At 73.1% G+C, this 18308-nt stretch carries 16 protein-coding genes and 1 tRNA gene; 9 read left to right on the top strand and 8 right to left on the bottom strand.

The genetic code is table 11. The annotated features are described in order from the left end of the window. The first annotated feature begins 379 nt into the window (after positions 1 to 379). The 3 genes from OG534_RS20000 to OG534_RS19990 all read left to right on the top strand — a co-directional run bounded on the left by OG534_RS20000 (position 380) and on the right by OG534_RS19990 (position 2763). Positions 380 to 1567, top strand: a complete 1188-nt coding sequence (locus OG534_RS20000; RefSeq protein WP_326589471.1) for a sensor histidine kinase — start codon at positions 380 to 382, stop codon at positions 1565 to 1567. After that, complete coding sequence (locus OG534_RS19995; protein WP_326589470.1) at positions 1564 to 2196, top strand: response regulator transcription factor; 633 nt, start codon at positions 1564 to 1566, stop codon at positions 2194 to 2196. Before OG534_RS20000 ends, OG534_RS19995 begins: the two co-directional genes overlap by 4 nt. A gap of 63 nt (positions 2197 to 2259) precedes the next feature. Beyond that, positions 2260 to 2763 carry a hypothetical protein gene (locus OG534_RS19990; protein WP_326589468.1) on the top strand — a complete coding sequence of 168 codons (504 nt, stop codon included), beginning with the start codon at positions 2260 to 2262 and terminating at the stop codon, positions 2761 to 2763. 107 nt (positions 2764 to 2870) lie between these two features. On the opposite strand, the gene OG534_RS19985 is transcribed toward OG534_RS19990, so the two are convergent. Then, positions 2871 to 3548 (bottom strand): pentapeptide repeat-containing protein, encoded by a 678-nt coding sequence (locus tag OG534_RS19985; protein WP_326589467.1) that lies wholly within the window; start codon positions 3546 to 3548, stop codon positions 2871 to 2873. A gap of 105 nt (positions 3549 to 3653) precedes the next feature. Here OG534_RS19985 and OG534_RS19980 point away from each other — a divergent pair, with 105 nt between their 5' ends. Continuing rightward, positions 3654 to 4646, top strand: coding sequence for a zinc-binding dehydrogenase (locus OG534_RS19980; protein WP_326593716.1), 993 nt, complete (start codon positions 3654 to 3656; stop codon positions 4644 to 4646). 16 nt (positions 4647 to 4662) lie between these two features. Here the strand turns inward: OG534_RS19980 and OG534_RS19975 are convergent, their stop codons facing one another. After that, complete coding sequence (locus OG534_RS19975) at positions 4663 to 5136, bottom strand: GNAT family N-acetyltransferase (protein WP_326589465.1); 474 nt, start codon at positions 5134 to 5136, stop codon at positions 4663 to 4665. Positions 5137 to 5182: 46 nt separating this feature from the next. Further along, a complete protein-coding gene (locus tag OG534_RS19970; RefSeq protein WP_326589463.1) occupies positions 5183 to 6082 on the bottom strand; it encodes an aminoglycoside phosphotransferase family protein in 900 nt (299 codons plus the stop codon). Between the two features lie 874 nt (positions 6083 to 6956). Here OG534_RS19970 and OG534_RS19965 point away from each other — a divergent pair. After that, positions 6957 to 8339 carry an NAD(P)/FAD-dependent oxidoreductase gene (locus tag OG534_RS19965; protein WP_326589461.1) on the top strand — a complete coding sequence of 461 codons (1383 nt, stop codon included), beginning with the start codon at positions 6957 to 6959 and terminating at the stop codon, positions 8337 to 8339. Between the two features lie 74 nt (positions 8340 to 8413). Here the strand turns inward: OG534_RS19965 and OG534_RS19960 are convergent. From OG534_RS19960 to OG534_RS19950, 3 genes are all read right to left on the bottom strand, one after another. Next, a tRNA-Thr gene (locus OG534_RS19960) sits at positions 8414 to 8488 on the bottom strand. A 147-nt stretch (positions 8489 to 8635) separates the two neighbouring features. Further along, the gene (locus OG534_RS19955) at positions 8636 to 10948 is read right to left on the bottom strand and encodes a S9 family peptidase (RefSeq protein ID WP_326589460.1); all 2313 of its coding nucleotides are present in this window, start codon (positions 10946 to 10948) and stop codon (positions 8636 to 8638) included. Between the two features lie 36 nt (positions 10949 to 10984). After that, positions 10985 to 11656 carry a DUF4097 family beta strand repeat-containing protein gene (locus OG534_RS19950; protein WP_326589458.1) on the bottom strand — a complete coding sequence of 224 codons (672 nt, stop codon included), beginning with the start codon at positions 11654 to 11656 and terminating at the stop codon, positions 10985 to 10987. Between the two features lie 250 nt (positions 11657 to 11906). Between OG534_RS19950 and OG534_RS19945 the strand changes: the two genes are divergently transcribed. From OG534_RS19945 to OG534_RS19930, 4 genes are all read left to right on the top strand, one after another. Next, positions 11907 to 12626 carry a helix-turn-helix domain-containing protein gene (locus OG534_RS19945; RefSeq protein WP_326589457.1) on the top strand — a complete coding sequence of 240 codons (720 nt, stop codon included), beginning with the start codon at positions 11907 to 11909 and terminating at the stop codon, positions 12624 to 12626. A 180-nt stretch (positions 12627 to 12806) separates the two neighbouring features. Next, positions 12807 to 13895 carry an ABC transporter ATP-binding protein gene (locus tag OG534_RS19940; protein WP_326589455.1) on the top strand — a complete coding sequence of 363 codons (1089 nt, stop codon included), beginning with the start codon at positions 12807 to 12809 and terminating at the stop codon, positions 13893 to 13895. 277 nt (positions 13896 to 14172) lie between these two features. Further along, the gene (locus tag OG534_RS19935; protein WP_326589454.1) at positions 14173 to 14589 is read left to right on the top strand and encodes a hypothetical protein; all 417 of its coding nucleotides are present in this window, start codon (positions 14173 to 14175) and stop codon (positions 14587 to 14589) included. Between the two features lie 28 nt (positions 14590 to 14617). Continuing rightward, positions 14618 to 15412, top strand: a complete 795-nt coding sequence (locus OG534_RS19930) for a nucleotidyltransferase family protein (RefSeq protein ID WP_326589452.1) — start codon at positions 14618 to 14620, stop codon at positions 15410 to 15412. Positions 15413 to 15645: 233 nt separating this feature from the next. On the opposite strand, the gene OG534_RS19925 is transcribed toward OG534_RS19930, so the two are convergent. Both OG534_RS19925 and rlmB read right to left on the bottom strand, forming a co-directional pair. Further along, positions 15646 to 17163, bottom strand: coding sequence for a DoxX family protein (locus tag OG534_RS19925; RefSeq protein WP_326589451.1), 1518 nt, complete (start codon positions 17161 to 17163; stop codon positions 15646 to 15648). Between the two features lie 165 nt (positions 17164 to 17328). Beyond that, a complete protein-coding gene (gene rlmB, locus OG534_RS19920; protein ID WP_326589450.1) occupies positions 17329 to 18300 on the bottom strand; it encodes a 23S rRNA (guanosine(2251)-2'-O)-methyltransferase RlmB in 972 nt (323 codons plus the stop codon). Positions 18301 to 18308: the final 8 nt, after the last annotated feature.

Below are 18308 nucleotides of genomic sequence, written 5' to 3'. Positions count from 1 at the left end.
GAACGGTGACACGGTGACGGCATCGGTTGGGGTTCGGTCCGGGCCGGTCGGACCGGCTCCTTCACTGCTCCAAGCCTCTCCCCGAAGCCCCCGCCACCCCGTCCCCGTACCGGCTCCCGCCACCCACCGCACCGGTTGACCCGGGGGTCAACCGATCGGTCGATGCGCACCGCCTCCGCCGAGGTATTTCCTGGTCACGGCCCCCTCCTCTTTCAGCCCCGCCGGCCCTCTTTCAGCCCCGCCGGCGTTTGAGGCGCGGGGTCCGGGGCAGCGCCCCGCGCTTTTCAGCCCCGCCGGCCCTCTTTCAGCCCCGCCGGCGTTTGAGGCGCGGGGCCCGGGCCGGAGCCCCGGCAGCGGCGCCGCAGCCGACAATGGACGCATGCCCCCGACCGAGGAGCACCCAGTGACACCCGCCCCGCCGCGCGACGACACCCGCACCTTGGCGACCGTCGCCCACACCGCGTTCTTCCTCCTCCTCGGCGCCTCCCTGTTCCGCTTCCTCCTGCGCCACCCCGGCGAACCCCGCACCCCGTGGATCATCGCCCTCAGCATCACCCTGGCCCTGCTCTACGTACTCGGCCCCGCCCTCGGCGCCGCCCCCACCCTGCGCCGCCTCCTCTGGCTCGGCCTGGTCATCACCACCTGGGTGGTCCTGGTCGTCCTCGCGCCGAGCTTCGCCTGGTGCGCCGTACCGCTTTTCTTCACCGCCCTGCGCACCCTCCCCCCGCGCGCCGCGATCGTCCTGGTGGCCCTCCTCACGACCCTCGTGGTGATCGCCCAGCTGCAGCTGGCCAAGTCCTTCGACCCCAACCTCCTCCTGGCCCCGCCCGCCGTCGCCGCCCTCGCCACCGCCGTCTTCGTCCACATGGAGCGCCAGGCCCAGGCCCAGCGGACGCTGATCGACGACCTGATCCGGACCCGCCGGGAACTGGCCGCCACCGAGCGCCGCGAAGGCACCCTCGCGGAACGGCAGCGGCTGTCCATGGAGATCCACGACACCCTCGCCCAGAACCTGTCCAGCCAGCAGATGCTGCTGCAGGCCGCCGACCGCACCTGGGACACCGACCCGGCCACCGCCCGCGCGCACGTCCGTACCGCCACCGGCATCGCCGCGCACGGCCTCGCCGAGGCCCGCCGGCTCGTCCACGACCTGGCCCCGCCCGAGCTCGCGGACGGCGCCGGCCTCGCCGACGCCCTGCGCTCCCTGGAGGCCGGCCCGCACACCGAGGTCCGCTTCCACCTCGAAGGGACCCCGGCCCCGCTCCCGGACCGCGTCCAGTCCGCCCTGCTGCGCATAGCCCAGGGCGCGCTGGCCAACGTCCGCGAACACTCCGGCGCCCGTACGGCCGCACTCACCCTCAGCTTCCTGGGCGACCAGGTCGTCCTCGACATCGCCGACGACGGCCACGGCTTCGCCGAGCCCCGCACCGACGCCGCCGAACGCGGGCACGGCCTGCCCGCGATGCGGGCCCGCGTCCGCCAGCTCGGCGGCACCCTGACGATCGAATCCACGCCGGGCGAGGGCACCGTCCTCTCCGCGGCCATCCCCCTGGAGCCGGCCCCATGACGACGATCCTGCTCTGCGACGACCACGTGGTGGTCCGCGCCGGACTCCTGGCGCTCCTCGGCAGCGAACCGGACATCGAGGTCGTCGGCGAGGCGGGCAGCGGCGAGGAGGCGGTCGCCCTGGCCGCCAAGCTCCGCCCCGACGTGGTCCTCATGGACCTCCAGCTCGGCGAGGGCATCGACGGCGTCGAGGCCACCCGCCGCATCACGGCGCTCCCGCAGCCCCCGCAGCCTCCGCACGTCCTGGTCCTCACCACCTACGACACCGACGCGGACATCACCCGGGCGATCGGCGCGGGCGCCACCGGCTACCTCCTCAAGGCCGAACGCCCCGAGGAGCTCTTCGCCGCCATCCACTCCGCCGCCCAGGGCCGCACCACCCTCTCGGCGCCGGTCGCCAGCCGTGTGATGGCCCACATGCGCGGCACCCGCCCCACCCTGACCGACCGCGAACTGGACATCCTCGGCCAGCTGGCACGCGGCCTCGGCAACCGCGACATCGCCCGCGCCCTGTTCATCAGCGAAGCCACGGTCAAGACCCACCTGGGCCGCATCTACGACAAACTCGGCGTCGACACCCGCGCGGGCGCCGTCTCGGTGGCGAAGGAACAGCGACTCCTGCCCTCCTGACGTCGCTGCGCCCGCCTCCGTCCGGGGTCGGGACGCCCCGGGACCCGTGACACCATCGGGTACGTGCTCGACATCGGCTACTCCCTCTCCCGTCGCTTCCCCGACCCCCCGCAGACCGACTACCGCTCGGCGGACGTCCGCTCCCTGCGCCACGACCTGTTCTGCGGGGACGTCTACCTCGCCGACACCAATGCGGACCGGGAAGTGTCCACAGCCTGGGGATGGGTACCGGTACTGGACTTCGCCTGGGCCCTGTGCGACATCGTCGAGCAGCTCGACCAGGACCCCCGCGGCAACCGCTCCGCCCACCGGCAGCACGCCGAACTCGACTTCACCGAGTCCACGGACCGGATGCTCTTCGAGCGCCGCTTCGGCTGGGTCGATGTCGAGGCCGACTGGATGCCCGCGGAAGAGGCCCCGCTGACCTTCAGCCACCGCCTGCTGCGCCGCGAGGCCCGCGACTTCCTGCACGACCTGATCGCGGACCTCATCGACATGCACGACGGCCTGGCCGACAACCCCGCCATCTGGACCCTCCAGTCCCGCTTCCCCCGCGTCCCCGCCTAACCCAACCCAGCCGATCCAGCCTCGCCGGCGTTTGAGGCGCGGGGTCCGGGGCGGAGCCCCGTTCTTTCAGCCCCGCCGGCGTTTGAGGCGCACGGGCACCGCCCTGGCTACGGCACCACCCGCACCCCCAGCTGGGAAGCCATCGCCGGGGCGAGCTCGAACAGCTGCCCCGCACTGATCACCGCCCCGGCCAACGCGTCCACCCCCCGCGCGATCCCCAGCTCCACCGCGCCCCGCAGATCCACATCCACCATCCGCACGCCGCTGAAGTCCACCCCCCGCAGCACGCAGTCCCGGAACTCCACCCGCTCCAGCACCGCGCCCCCGAAGTCCGGCTCCACCAGCACGCACCCCTCGAAGACCACGTCCTTGAGCCGCGCCGTCCGCAGGTTCAGGTAGTCGATCTTGCCCCCGCGCACCACCACCCGCTCCAGGACCGCCCCATGGAGCTGCACCCCGCCCAGCCGGGCGTCCACCAGCTCCACGTCCCGCAGCGACGCCCCCGACAGGTCGGTCCCCACCCCCCGGACCCCGTCCAGCACCGAGTCCAGGAACCGCGCCTTCGCCAGCCCCGCCTCGTCCAGCACGCAGCGCCGCACCGCGCAGTCCATGAACCGGGACCCGACCCCCTCCTGCCCCGCCAGGTCCAGATCCGCGAACTCCAGCCCGTCGTAGTCCCCGTCCGGCTCCAGCCCGCCCCCTTCCCAGACCGCCAGCTCCGGCAGCCGCAGCTCCGGCCTCCGCGCCGCCTTCACCGTCTGCTGTTGCTGCCCTTTTCGCACCATGCCCCCATCGTGACCGACGCCACTGACACCGCCCGCCCTTGACCTCAACCGAACTCGAGGTCGCAACCTGGCCCCATGCCCACCGACACCGAGAACACCACCGGCATGAACGCCGTCCGCCTCCACGCCTTCGGCCCCGCCGAGAACCTCTCCTACGAGCGCATCCCGGCCCCCACCCCCGCCCCCGGCCAGGTCCGCATCGCCGTGGCCGCCGCCGGCGTGCACCTCCTCGACACCGACCTGCGCCAGGGCATCCAGGGCCCCGCCCCCGCCCTCCCGGACCTGCCCACCGTCCCCGGCCGCGAGGTCGCAGGCACCGTCGACGCCCTCGGCCCCGGCACCGACCCCGCCTGGCTCGGCCGACGCGTCGTCGTCCACCTCGGCTTCGCCCCCGGCGGCTACGCCGAGTACGCCGTCGCCGACGCCGACCGCCTGCACCCCGTACCGCCCGGCCTGGACCCCGCCGAGGCCGTCGCCATGATCGGCACCGGCCGCACCACCCTCGGGATCCTCCAGTTCGCCGACCTCGGCCCGGACTCCGTCGCCCTGGTCCCCGCCGCCGCGGGCGGCATCGGCACCCTGCTCGTCCAGTACGCCGTGAACGCCGGCGCCACCGTCATCGCCCTCGCCGGCGGCCCCGCCAAGACCGCCCGCGCCGCCGCCAACGGCGCCCACCTCGCCCTCGACTACACCGACCCCGCCTGGCCCGACGCCGTACGCGCCCAGTACCCCGGCGGCGCCACCGTCCTCTTCGACTCCGTCGGCGGCGCCGCCGCCCGCACCGCCCTCGGCCTGCTCGCCCCCGGCGCCCGGCACCTCGTCTTCGGCTGGTCCGGCGGCCCGCTCGACCTCACCGACGCCGAACGCGCCGACCTCGCCGCCCGCGGCATCACCACCCGCGGCGTCCTCGGCCCCGCCATGCTCCAGCAGGTCGGCGCCGCCGACCCGCTGCGCGTCCTGGAGACCCGCGCCCTCGCCGAAGCAGCCGCCGGCCGACTGCGCCCGGCCCTGATCCGCTACCCGCTCGCCGAAGCCGCCGCCGCCCACCGCGCCCTGGAGACCCGCGCCACCACCGGCAAGGTCGTCCTGGAACCCTGACCGCCCGCCCCACCCCTTACGAAGCCCCCAGCTCCGCCAGCGCCCCGTCCGTCAGCCGGTACACCGACCACTCCTCCTGCGGCCGCGCGCCCACGGCCTCGTAGAAATCGATCGACGGCGTGTTCCAGCGCAGGACCGACCACTCCAGCCGCTCGTAGCCCCGCTCCACGCACGTCCGCGCCAACTCCCGCAGCAGCGCCTTCCCGTAGCCGCCCCCGCGCGCGCCCGGACGTACGTACAGGTCCTCCAGATAGATCCCGTGCTCCCCGCGCCACGTCGAGAAGGAGAGGAACCACACCGAGAAGCCGACCACCTCCCCGTCGTCCGTCTCCGCGATGTGCGCGAACACCGCCGGCCGCGCCCCGAACAGCGCCTCCCGCAACTGCTCCTCGGTGGCCCGTGCCTCGTCCGGCACCTTCTCGTACTCGGCGAGCTCACGGACCATCGCGTGGATGACAGGGACATCGGTGACTTCAGCGCTACGGATCATCCCCGCAGCCTAGGGCCCCTCCTGGCGTTGAGCCGGGGCCCGCACCTCACCGCCCCAACAGCAGCTCCCCGACCGCCAACTGCTCCTCGTCCAGCCCCTCTTCCCCGTCCTCCACGTCCCACAGACAGTTCTGCAGCACCCTCCCCAACGTCCAGGCCCGCGCCCGCTCCCGGTCCACTCCCACCACCTCCGTCAGCAGGTCGAAGCGCCACCGCACGTCCTCCTCCCGGAAGTTGTTGATGATCGCCGGCATCAGCTCGAAGCCCGGATCGCCCGCCAGCGGCTTCGGATCGATCGCCAGCCACGGCTCCCGGTCCCCCGCCAGCACGTTGCCGTAGTGCAGGTCCCAGTGCAGCAGCCGGTCCCCCGGCTCCCCCGCGACCTCCGCCACCGCCGCCGCGCAGTCCCGCAGCATCCGCCGGTCCCGCTCGTCGACCAGCTGCGCCAACGCCCGCGGCACCTCCACCAGCATCCCGGCGGCCATCTCCCCCAGCCCGCGCAGCCCGGCCGGCGCCTCCACCGCCGTCAGCCGCGCCAGCAGCTCCCCCACCACCTGCACCGCCTGCCGAGCGTCCCGCCGCGCGAGCACCGACAGGTCCCGCTCCTCGTCCAGCCGCTCCAGCAGCAGCGTGCCGGTCGGCGCGTCGTGCTCCAGGAGCCGTACGCAGCCGTCCCCGCCCCACGCGCGCAGCGCGACCGGCTCCCCCACGGACTCCTCGTCCACCGACACGAGCTTCAGCACGGCCGCGCTCCCGTCGGCCCGCTCCACCGGCAGCACCAGCGCCGTCACCCCGTGCATCACCGCCCCGGTACGCCGCAGCTCCCACCGCTCCAGGAAACGCGCCGCCCGCGCCGGCAGCTCCGCGATGAACTCCCGTCCCGCGTCGCCGTTGTAACCGATCTGCGCCCGGACGAGCTCATCCGGAATCTCCCTGATGTCGACCATGCCCCGACGCTAGCTGCCCTGCGGGCGGCTCGGCGCTGTCTCCTCGGCTCACGCCGTGCCGGGCGCTGCCCGGACCCGCGCCTCAAACGCCGGCGGGGCTGAGTGGTGCGGGTTGCCCTGCGGGGTGCTCAGCGGTGTACGGCTGGCCTAGCCCTGGGGTGGGTCGGGGCCCCGCACGAGGATCTCCTCGGCTCGCGCGGTGCCCCTGCGGGGGCTTGGCGGTGTTACGGCCCGGGCCGAATCCCTGCGGGGCTTGGCGGTGTGTGGGGGTGGGTCGGGGCCCCGCACGAGGATCTCCTCGGCTCGCGCACTTGGCAGTGGCTGCGCCCTGCGGCCTGGGTTGCGCGCTCGTCCTGCGGGGACCCTCCTGCGTGTCCCCGCCCCACCGGCCGGCTTCGGCAGTGCGGGGGAAGTTCCTTCGCGTGACTGGGGCGGAGGGGAGTGGGGACGTGCCGGGGTGTCCCCGCAGGACGAGCGCGCAACCCAGGCCGATGGCCGGGACCTGCCCGCAGGCGCGAGCCGAGGAGACACCCCGGCACGGCCCCACGGACCGACCTGCACCGACAGACCCGCACCATCCAGCCCCGCCGGCGATTGAGGCGCGGGTCCGGGCAGCACCCGGAAGCTCAGCGCAGGCAAATTCAGCCTCGCCGGCGTTTGAGGCGCGGGTCCGGGCAGCGCCCGGCACACGGCGCGAGCCGAGCAGACACCGCCGAGCCACCCGCAGGGAAACGGCAGAGCCCGGCACGGCGCGAGCCGAGGAGACACCGCCGAGCCGCCCGCAGGGCAACCGGCATCCGGCCGCCCCTCCCGCCCCAAAGCGCGACATCCCGTCCCTGGACACCCCCGCGGAACGAGGTGTAGCAACTCCCCCATGACGATCAACGGCGGCATTTCCTTCTGGTACGCGACCGACCACAGCCCCGCACCCACCCCACCCCGCGCGCCCCTCACCGCCCACGCCACGGCCGACGTCGTCATCGTCGGCGGCGGCTACACCGGCCTGTGGACCGCCTATTACCTGAAGCAGGCCGCCCCCGACCTCCGCGTCACCGTCCTGGAACAGAAGTTCTGCGGCTACGGCGCCTCCGGCCGCAACGGCGGCTGGCTCTACAACGGCATCGCCGGCCGCGACCGCTACGCCGCACTCCACGGCCACCAGGCCGCCCTGCGCCTCCAGCACGCCATGAACGAGACGGTCACCGAGGTCATCGACGTCGCCGCCAAGGAGGGCATCGACGCCGACATCCACCGCGGCGGCGTCCTCGAAGTCGCCCGCACCCCCGCCCAGCTCAGCCGCCTCAAGGCCTTCCACGCCGCCGAACTGGCCTTCGGCGAGAGCGACCGCGAGCTCTACGACGCCTCCGCCACCCGCACCCGCATCGACATCGCCGACGCCGTCGGCGCCGGCTGGAGCCCGCACGGCGCCCGCATCCACCCCCTCAAACTCGTCAAGGGCCTGGCCGCGGCCTGCGAACGCCTGGGCGTGGTGATCCACGAATCCACCCCGGTCACCGAGATCTCCACCGGGAAGGCGGTCACCCCGTACGGGACCGTCCGCGCCCCCCACGTCCTGCGCTGCACCGAAGGCTTCACCGCCGCCCTCAAGGGCCAGAAGCGCTCGTGGCTCCCCATGAACTCGTCCATGATCGTGACCGCCCCGCTCCCCGCCGGGACCTGGGCGCAGCTGGGCTGGACGGGCCGGGAGGTCCTGGGCGACATGGCCCACGCGTACATGTACGCCCAGCGCACCGCCGACGACCGCATCGCGATCGGCGGACGCGGCGTCCCGTACCGCTTCGGCTCGCGCACCGACAACGACGGCCGCACGCAGCCGGCCACCATCGACTCCCTGCGCGACCTCCTCTTCTCCTTCTTCCCGCAGCTCACGGGTACGGAGATCACGCACGCCTGGTCGGGCGTCCTCGGCGTCCCCCGCGACTGGTGCGCCACCGTCACCCTGGACCGCACCACGGGCCTGGGCTGGGCGGGCGGCTACGTCGGCTCGGGCGTCGCCACCGCCAACCTCGCCGCCCGCACCCTGCGCGACCTGGTCCTCGGCGAATCCACCGACCTGACCACGCTGCCCTGGGTCAACCACCGCGTCCGCCGCTGGGAGCCGGAACCCTTCCGCTGGCTCGGCGTGCAGGCCCTCTACGCCGCCTACCGCGAGGCGGACCGCCACGAAACGGCCACCCACCGCCCGACGACAACGCCCCTGGCCCGCCTGGCCGACCGCATCTCGGGCCGCCACTGACCCCGGACGACCCCGGACACCCTCGGACGACGGAAGGCCCCGGGTGATCACCCGGGGCCTTCCCCATCCGCACGGGCCCCCTGTCGGATTCGAACCGACGACCTACGCATTACAAGTGCGTTGCTCTGGCCGGACTGAGCTAAGGAGGCACGACACCACCCGCAAACCCACTGCGCGCGAAGCCGCCATCACTCTACACAGCACCCGATTCCCCGAGCCATCACGTTGAATCCGCACCCGTGACCACCCACGCACGCGTTCGCCGTGCGGACCGGTGTGCCGGCGGGCCGGACCGCTCAGGCGAGCAGCTCCCCGAGCAGCTCGGGACCGACGGCGATGGGCGCGGGACGGTAGCCGGGCGGCCGCACGCCCATCAGCTCGCGCACCAGGAAGTCCCAGCAGCGCCCCCGGACGTAGGCCAGGCAGTCGATGAACGTGTGCTCGGCCCCGGGCACGATGAGCAGCTCGAAGTCCTTGTCGGCGGCGATGAGCCGGTCGGCCAGCCGCAGCGTGTGCTCCGGGTGGACCTGGTCGTCCATGGCGCCGTGGACGAGCAGCAGCCTGCCCTCCAACCGGTCCGCGAGGTCCACGTTCGAGGTACGGGCCCAGGCCTCGGGGTTGTCCGCGCCGTCGTAGGTCTCCACGAAGCCCGGGTTGAAGCAGCGGGCGTCGTGCGACCCGGAGAGGGCGACCGCGGCTTTGTACACCGCGGGGAAGTCCAGCATCGCCCGCGCCGCGGCGAACCCGCCTCCGGAGTGGCCGAAGGCGCCCACCCGGTCCAGGTCCATCCACGGCCGGGTCACGGCCAGCTGCCGCAGCGCCGCGACGTGGTCGGCCAGGCAGCCCGCGTCGGCCAGGTTGCCGTAGGAGGCGTCGTGGAAGGCCTTGTCCCGGCCCGGGGTGCCGCGTCCGTCCAGGGCCACCACCACGAAGCCCAGCGCGGCGAGCGGTTCGGCGTCGAGACCCATGCCGCCGGGGTCGAAGCCCGGGGCGACCCGGGTGAGCTGCGGGCCGGGGTAGAGGTTGTCCACGACCGGGTAGCGCCGGGCGGGGTCGAACCCGCGCGGCCGGTACAGCACTCCGTGGATGTCGGTCACCCCGTCGGCCGCCTTGACGCGGAACCGTTCCGGCGGCGTCCAGCCGGTGGCGGTGAGCTTGCCGATGTCGGCGCGCTCCAGCTCGACCAGCACCCGCCCGTCCCAGCCGCGGACGCGGGTCACCGGCGGGGTGTCGACGGTGGACGCGGAATCGATGAAGTACTCCTGGCCGAGCTCACCGACCTGACCGACCTGACCGTCCGGCACGGGCGGCAGGGTGACGACGTGGTCCAGCTCGTCGTCCGTGACCCTGGCGAAGCCGGAGCCGTCCAGGCCGACCCGGCACACCGTGCGCCGGTACGGATCCCCGTCGACCAGCCCGGAGGCGGTGAAGTACACGACCCGCTCGGCCTCGTCGACGCGCAGGATCCGCCGCACCGCCCACGCTCCGGAGGTGACCTGCCCGAGCAGCGCGCCGGTGCGCAGGTCGTACCGGTACAGGTGGCCCCAGCCGTCGCGCTGCGAGTACCACAGCACCTCGCCGGCCAGCACCTTCACGATCGGCGGCTCGTACGCCCACTGGTTGGGCTCGACACGGGTGGCGCCGGTCTCGCTGAGCACGGTGGTGACCTCGCCGGTCACCGGGTCCAGCCGGTGCAGGGTGAGCGTGTGCAGGTCGCGGGGCCGGTCGAGGTAGTACACCGCCGAGCCGTCCGGGGCCCACCACGCCCACTGGGCCGTGACCGGCGACAACACCGGCATGAGCAGCGGCTCGGCCCGGGCGCGGACCACCGTGCCCTCGGCGAGGTCGAGCACGACCAGCTCGGCCTGCGGCATGATCGCGTCCCCGGCGTAGGCGTAGCGCTGGGTGTGCAGGAGGGGCGCGCCGCCGTCGGCGGGCCCGGCCTCCACGAGGTGGGTCTGGCGGACGCCGCGTTCATCGGTCCGGTGCGCCAGGACCTTCGTCGAGTCGGGCGACCAGGCCACCGCGGGCGGCAGGTGCGGCAGGCCGATCTTGCGCAGCAGGGTCGTGTTGCTCGTGCAGTCCGGGCCGGAGCCGTATCCGTGGTCGGGCTCGCCGTCGGTGGTCAGCGCCCACGCGTGGCCGTCGGACAGCGAGCGCGCCCACAGGTCGTGTCCCTGCCGGAACACCGCGGTCTTCCCGTCGGGTGACGGCACCTCCAGGGGGTTGCCCGGTGGTGTGAACTCGGCCCGCTCGCAGGTGTAGTCGTCCAGGCGGCACCGCCAGTGCTCGCCGAACGCGTCGAACTCCACGGCGTTCGCGGCCGGTTCGATCGCCATGAACGGCAGGGCCCCGGGGTCGACCTGTTGCCCGGATGCGGTGGCCAGCGCGGCGGCGAGCAGGGGGTGGTCGAAGGCCGGCTCGCGGGTGCCCGCCGCCGGGTCGACCAGCACGAACCGCCGTCCGGCGCCGTCGCTCACGGCGTACCAGAACCGGGCGCCCCCGTCGGTCCACTGCGGCCTGACCTTGTCGCCGATGACGAGCTCGCCGGGGCGGGCGGGGCGGCGGAGGAGCTGCTCCGCGGCCTGGTAGTCCTGAGTGGTGCTCATTGCTCGTGTCCTTCCCCCGTATCGGTTTCGGGTGGGTCAGAGGCTGCGGGCGGTGATGTCGCCGTAGGCGGTGGTTGCGTGGATGTCGAGGCCGGCGGTGGGGCCGTCGGTGTTGGTGAGGGTGTTGTGGATCCGGCCGTAGCTGGTGCCGGCGTCGAGGGTGGCGGAGATTCCGCGGGCGGCGCCGATGGTGACGTTGCCGGCTTCGGTGTGCAGGGTGACCGTGCCGTGGACGGCTTCGGTGATGTGGAGGTCGCCCTTCTGGGTGCTGATGTCGGCGGGTCCGCCGAGTCGGCCGACGCAGATGTCGCCGGCGTGGAGGGTGAGGCGGGCGCTCGCGGTCTCGTCGAGCTTGACGGTGCCCTGCGCGCCGTCGAAGGTGACGTCTCCGAGCCGTCCGACGCCCCGGAACTCGGCGCTGGCCGTCTTCGCGTCGATACGGGAGCCGGCGGGCAGCTGGACGGTGACCTCGACGGATCCGGAGTTGCCGAGGATCCGGTTCTTCGCCGGCGCGGCCTCGATCCGCAGGACGCCCTCGCCGTAGGCGACGGTGGTCTGTTCCGCCGCCTTCACGTCGCGGCCGTTCGAGGCGTTCGCGGGCAGGACCTCGACCGTGGTGTCGGCACGGTCGGCCGCGATGAACCGGATGCGTCCCGCGGGGATGTCCAGGACGGTGGCGATCGGGGCCGGGGTGTCGAACGTCTGCATGATGTGCTCCTTGGACTCGTCGTTTCCGATGACGCAAACGCTACGTTGCGTTCAAGGATCCATCAACACATTCGTTGCGCGCAATCGCCATTTACGCAGGTCAATGCAGAAAAATCGTTGCGATAGTCATGCCAGGTAACGCAACAACAGCGAACGGATCGTTGCAATGAATTGAGGGTGAACGCTATGCTGGCCACGCCACGGAGCAATGGGCACGAGGCACGAAATACGCAGCACGAAGGAGACCGTGATGCCGGGAGGCAGGCTCACCCAGCAGGAACGTCAGCAGATCGCGTCGGGAGTGGCCGACGGTCTCGCCTACGCGGAGATCGCCAGGGGTCTCGACCGTCCGACCTCGACGGTCACGCGTGAGGTGATGCGCAACGGCGGCCCCGCCGCCTACCGCGCCGACCTGGCCCACCGCGCCACCGAGCACCGCACCCACCGGCGCAAGCAGACCGCACCCCGGGCAGCGGGCGCACCCCCGCAGGCCGACGGCCGCGACGCCGACGCGGTCCGCGACTACGAGGAGACGTTCACGACCGTCCTGGTGGCTTCGGGCGTGCCCCGGATGATGGCCCGCGTGCTGGCCTGCCTCACGCTCACCGACACCGGCACCCTCACCGCGTCCGACCTCGTCCAGCGCCTCCAGGTCAGCCCGGCCTCCATCTCCAAGGCCATCGCCTTCCTCGAAGGCCAGGGCCTCGTCCGCCGGGAACGCGACGAACGCCGCCGCGAGCGCTACGTCGTCGACGAGGAGGTCTGGTACCAGTCGATGATGGCCAGCGCCCGCGCCACCGCCCAGCTCGTCGAGACCGCACGCCAGGGCGTCGGCGTCCTCGGTCCCGACACCCCGGCCGCCATCCGCCTGGAGAACATCGCCCGCTTCGTCGACTTCGTCTCCGAGAGCATCGTCCGCGCCGCGGAGCAGGCCCGTGAGATCCTCCACACGAAACCGGGAACTTCCTGAGGCGCCGGGGCCACGGGCACCATGGGGACAGGTCGCGCCGACAATCCGGTCCTCATGGGTACTGACAGAAGCCGTTCCGGAAGGTAGCGTCGGGCGGAGTCCATTCTGTGGACTAGACCCATTTCTTCCTTCCACTCGGATCGTCCGGCACGTTCCTGCCGGTAGAAGGGATCCATCACCATGGCTTCTGTCACTTTCGACAAGGCGACCCGGCTGTACCCCGGCGGCGACAAGCCCGCCGTGGACCAGCTCGAGCTCGAGATCGAGGACGGCGAGTTCCTCGTCCTCGTCGGCCCGTCCGGCTGCGGCAAGTCCACCTCGCTGCGCATGCTCGCCGGCCTGGAGGACGTCAACGGCGGCGCCATCCGCATCGGTGACCGCGACGTCACGCACCTGCCGCCCAAGGACCGGGACATCGCGATGGTGTTCCAGAACTACGCGCTCTACCCGCACATGTCCGTCGCGGACAACATGGGCTTCGCGCTCAAGATCGCCGGCGAGGACAAGGCCACCATCCGCAAGAAGGTGGAGGACGCGGCGAAGATGCTCGACCTCACCCAGTACCTCGACCGGAAGCCGAAGGCGCTCTCCGGCGGTCAGCGCCAGCGCGTCGCCATGGGCCGCGCCATCGTGCGCAAGCCGCAGGTGTTCCTCATGGACGAGCCGCTGTCGAACCTGGACGCCAAGCTCCGCGTCTCCACCCGTACCCAGATCGCGGCGCTCCAGCGCGACCTGGGCATCACCACCGTCTACGTCACCCACGACCAGGTCGAGGCCATGACGATGGGCGACCGCGTGGCCGTGCTGAAGGACGGGCTGCTGCAGCAGGTCGACTCCCCGCGCAACATGTACGACCGCCCCGCGAACCTCTTCGTCGCCGGCTTCATCGGCTCCCCGGCCATGAACCTGGTCGAGGTCCCGATCACCGACGGCGGCGTGAAGTTCGGCGACAGCGTGGTCCCGGTGTCGCGCGCGGCGCTGTCCGCCGCGGCCGACGCGGGCGACCGCACCGTCACGGTCGGCGTCCGCCCGGAGCACTTCGACATCGCCGAGAGCGGCGGCCTGACCGTCGTCGTGAACGTCGTCGAGGAACTCGGCGCCGACGGCTACGTCTACGGCTCCACCGCGGCCGCCGAGGGCGCGCAGGACCTCGTGGTGCGCGTGGGCGGCCGCCAGGTGCCGGAGAAGGGCTCCAGCCTGCACGTGGTGCCGCGGGCGGACGAGATCCACGTGTTCTCGACCTCCTCCGGCGAGCGGCTGTCCAGCTGACGGGTCCGCAGGATTCACAGGGTTGAAGGGGCGTCCCGTCAAGGGGCGCCCCTTCGCCGTCCGTTGGGCCCGGCCCACCTCCGGTCCGCCTCCGGCCTGCCTCCGGTCCGCCTCCGGTCCGCGCTCTCCGCGGTCCCGCGCGCCCCGGCGGGAACCCCGGCAGACCGGCCCATTCAGACCCGCGCGTCAACCCGTAATTCGAAAAGCCACGTCGAACCATCCCTCGACAGGGTGACTAAATGTCGCCAAATCTTCACCGAGCGCTACTCTCGCCCTCGTGACCCACACTGCCCGCCGTATCGGCCGTTCCCTCGCCCTGGTCCTGCCCGTCGTCATGGTCCTGTCCGGGACCCTCGCGGTCACCATGGTCCCCTGGGCGGACACCTCGTCCTCCCAGATCCTGACCGCGTCCGCCGAGGGCGTCTCCGTCCCGGCGAAGCCGGCCGCCGCCGCGCACGAAGTGCTGCGCGACCAGCTCGTCGGCAAGATCCAGCAGGGCCAGGAGCCGGGTGACGTCCTCACCCAGCTCCAGGCGGAGGTGGACAAGCGGCCGTCGCTGGCCGGGCACTGCGTGGGGATCGCCCGGGCACTGGGCCGCGCCGCGGTCGACGCCTACGGCCCGACGAAGGCCCAGTCCTTCGCCCGTCCCGTGTGCGACACCGCGTACGCGTCCGGCGTCGCCTCCATGGGCTGAGGCGCGCCGCGTCCCTACGCTGGCCGCCATGACCGACGACCACCGATCCGCCCCTCCCACCCCCTCCGCCCCTTCGGCCCGTTCCGTCCCTTCCGCAGCCGCGTTCCCCGCCGCCCCCACCCAGGCCGTCGTCCTGGCGGGTGGCCAGGGTTCGCGGCTGCGTCCGTACACGGACGACCGTCCGAAGCCCATGGTCGAGATCCCGGGGACGGGGCTGCCGATCATCGGGCACCAACTGGCCTGGCTGGCCGAGGAGGGCGTCACGGACGCCGTGGTCTCCTGCGGCCATCTCGCGGAGGTGCTCCAGGAGTGGCTGGCCGGGGCCCGGTTGCCGCTGCGCGTGACCACGGTGGTCGAGGACGAGCCGCTGGGCCGGGGCGGCGGCCTCAAGTACGCCGCCCGGCACCTCCCGCACCCCGACCGGGCCTGGTACGCGACCAACGGTGACGTCTGGACGCGTTTCTCGCTGCGCGAGATGGCCGCCTTCCACGCGGAGCGCGGTGCGGTCGCGACGCTCGCGCTGGCCCGGCCGCGGATTCCGTGGGGGGTCGTGGAGACCAACGAGTTCGGGCAGGTACTGGACTTCATCGAGGCCCCGCAGTCGCCGTATCCGGTCAACGCCGGGGTGTACGTCTTCGGGCCCGAATTCGCCGCGCTGCTCCCGGACTTCGGGGACCACGAGCGCACCACCTTCCCGCGGCTCGCGCGCGAGCGGCGCCTGGCGGGCTTCCCGCTGCCCCAGGGGGCCTACTGGCGGGCGATCGACACCGCGAAGGACCTCACCGAGGCGGCACGGGAGTTGGCGGCGCAGAGGGGCCCCTAGGGGGCGTCTCGGCCCTCCCCGGGTCGCACGTCACCCACCACAGGCACGTATCGGCCCCCGGAGCCGCGCCCACACCCCGCCCGTACGGTGCTCCGCGCGCCCAAGCCCGAAGCCCGAAGCCCGAGCCACGTGACGCCGGGCCCCCGCGGTGCGCGCCCGCCCCGCACACGCGGAAGGGCCCGGCGCGCTGGTGCGCGCCGGGCCCCCGTGTGCTCGGTCCCTGTCGGTGGAGGTCAGCCGATGATCCCGCCGATCAGGCCGGGCTGCTTCGTCGGGGTCCCGCCGCTCGTGCTGCCCGAGGTGGACGGCGCCTTCGGGGAGGTGGACTGCCGCGGCGTGCTCCGCGGGGTCTGCTGCTTGCCGGTGGTGCCCCGCGTCGCGGCGGGCGACTCGGAGCCGGTGCGCGCGGACTCGCGGGTGGGGCCGCCCGACGCACCCTTCCCGGACTTCGCGGCGGGCTCGGAGGCGGAGGCCGTGGGCGACGGCGCCTTGCTCGGCTGTTGCTGTTGCTGCTGCTGCGTGGGCTGCTGCCTGGCCGGTGTCCGCGGCAGCGGCCGGCCCGGCAGGTAGTTGCTGGGGGCCTCGCCCGGCCCGGGGACGGTGACGACGGTGGTGGAGCGGACGGCGCCGCCGAGGAGCGAGCCGACGAGCAGGGTGAGCCCGCAGATGACGCTGGCCATGACGGCCCCGCGGCGCAGCACGCGCCGCCGCAGACGCCAGATCTCGGAGCGCGGCCCGAGGGTGCGCCAGGCCTCGCCGGCGAGGCGTCCGTCGAGGGAGTAGACGGGGGCGCCCGCGATGATCAGCGGGCTCCAGGCGGCGAGGTAGATGATGTCGGGGGCGTCGTAGGCGGGGACGGTCTTCCAGCCCACCGTCATCAGCAGTGCGGCGGACAGCAGCGCCCCGAAGCAGGCGGCGAACCGCTGCCACAGGCCGAAGACCGTCAGCACGCCCACGATGACCTGGAGGAAGGCCACGCTCAGGCCGGCGCCGACCGGGTGCGCGAGGGCGAAGTCGCGCAGCGGCTCGGCGAGCGCCCAGGGGCTGAGGGTGTGCAGCCAGGTGACCATGGAGCCGCGTTCGCCGCCGTCGAAGTAGACGGGGTCGCACAGCTTGCCCATGCCTGCGTAGATGGAGATGAAGCCGAGGAAGACGCGCAGCGGGAGCAGCACGACGCCGAGGTTCATCCGGCGGCCGGGGTAGTAGGAGGCCTGTCCGCGGGTGTCGGCGCCGGCCCGCCGGGAGTCCGGGCCGGAGCCGGAGCCGTGCGGCTCCCCGTACGGGAGGTCCCGTACGGCGGCCAGCGGGCGCGTCCCGGCCGGGTTCCCGTACGTGCGCTGGCCGATGACGGTCGGCGTGGCCAGGGTGTCCTCGGCGAGGTCGTGGGCCAGGTCGATGCGCGGGATGACCTGGGTGGCGCCGCCGTCGTCGTACTCGTCGTGGCCGCGCCCGGACTCGCGTACGGCCTGGAGCAGTCCGCCCATGGCCGCGGCGTCGCCGGCGTCGGACTTTCCGCTCCAGACCACGGGGGCGCGGCGGCGGGTGGCCCCGGCGGCCGCCACCACGGCGGCGCCCAGGACGGGTGCGCGGCCGGGGGCCTTCGCGGGCTTGGAACGCGCGCTCGGGCTCGGTGCGAGCCGCACGCGGAAGCTGGCGTGGTTGACGATGACCTGTGCGGGGTCGCACGGCACCTTGACCATGCTCAGCGCGGGCTGGTCGTCGAACCCTGACGTTCTGGTGTCCACACTCATCTAACCGAGTGATCAGTGTTTAGGACACTGCCTTGACGCCAGGGATGTGTCCATGACCCGTCAAGATCAAGCCACCCCGCCCGAAACGGGCGGGGTGACACGCTCACGGGTCACTTTCCGTGAGCCAAGTGGATCAAGGGGCCAGGGGATCGGGCGGCCAGGGGATCAGGCGCGGCCGCGGTCGGCGCGGCGGCGGGCCGCCTCGTAGAGCACGACGCCCGCGGCGACACCGGCGTTGAGGGACTCGGCGCCGCCCGGCATGGGGATGCGCACGAGGTAGTCGCAGTTCTCGCCGACGAGGCGGCCGAGGCCCTTGCCCTCCGAGCCGACGACGATGACGACCGGGCCGGCGAGCGCGTCCAGGTCGTTGACCGTGTGCGTGCCCTCGGCGGCGAGGCCGACGATGGTGATGCCGGCCTTCTTGTAGTCCTGGAGGGCGCGGGTCAGGTTGGTGACGCGGGAGACCGGGGTGCGGGCGGCGGTGCCGGCCGAGGACTTCCAGGCACCGGCGGTCATGCCGGCGGCGCGGCGCTCGGGGATGACCACGCCGTGGCCGCCGAAGGCGGAGACGGAACGGACGATCGCACCGAGGTTGCGCGGGTCGGTGACGCCGTCGAGGGCGACGATCAGCGGGTCGTCGCCGCTGTCGTACGCGGCGGCCGTGAGGTCCTCCGGGTGCGCGTACTCGTACGGCGGGACCTGGAGCACCATGCCCTGGTGGTTGAGCCCGTTGGTCATGCGGTCGAGCTCGGGGCGCGGGGCTTCCATCAGGTTGATGTTGCCGCGCTCGGCCGCGAGCTGGAGGGCCTCGCGCACGCGCTCGTCGTTGTCGATGAACTGCTGGACGTAGAGGGTGGTGGCGGGGACGCCGTCGCGCAGCGCCTCGAAGACCGGGTTGCGGCCGACGACCATCTCGCTGGTGCCCTTGGGGCCGCCGCGGCGGGGGGCCGGGCGACGCTTGGCGGCCTGGCGGGCCATGGCGTTGCTGATGCGGTTCGCCTTGTGCTTCTTGCGGTCCTCGGCCTTGGGCGTGGGGCCCTTGCCTTCCAGGCCCTTGCGCCGCTGGCCACCGCTGCCGACCGTCGCGCCCTTCTTGTTGGACGTGCGGCGGTTCCTGCGCTGGCTGTTCCCGGCCATGACTTCTA

The sequence above is a fragment of the Streptomyces sp. NBC_01294 genome (assembly GCF_035917235.1).
GTDB classification, from domain to species: Bacteria; Actinomycetota; Actinomycetes; order Streptomycetales; family Streptomycetaceae; genus Streptomyces; species Streptomyces caledonius.
The sequence above is the reverse complement of the archived record's forward strand: the minus strand, read 5'-3'. Positions and strand labels throughout refer to the sequence as shown.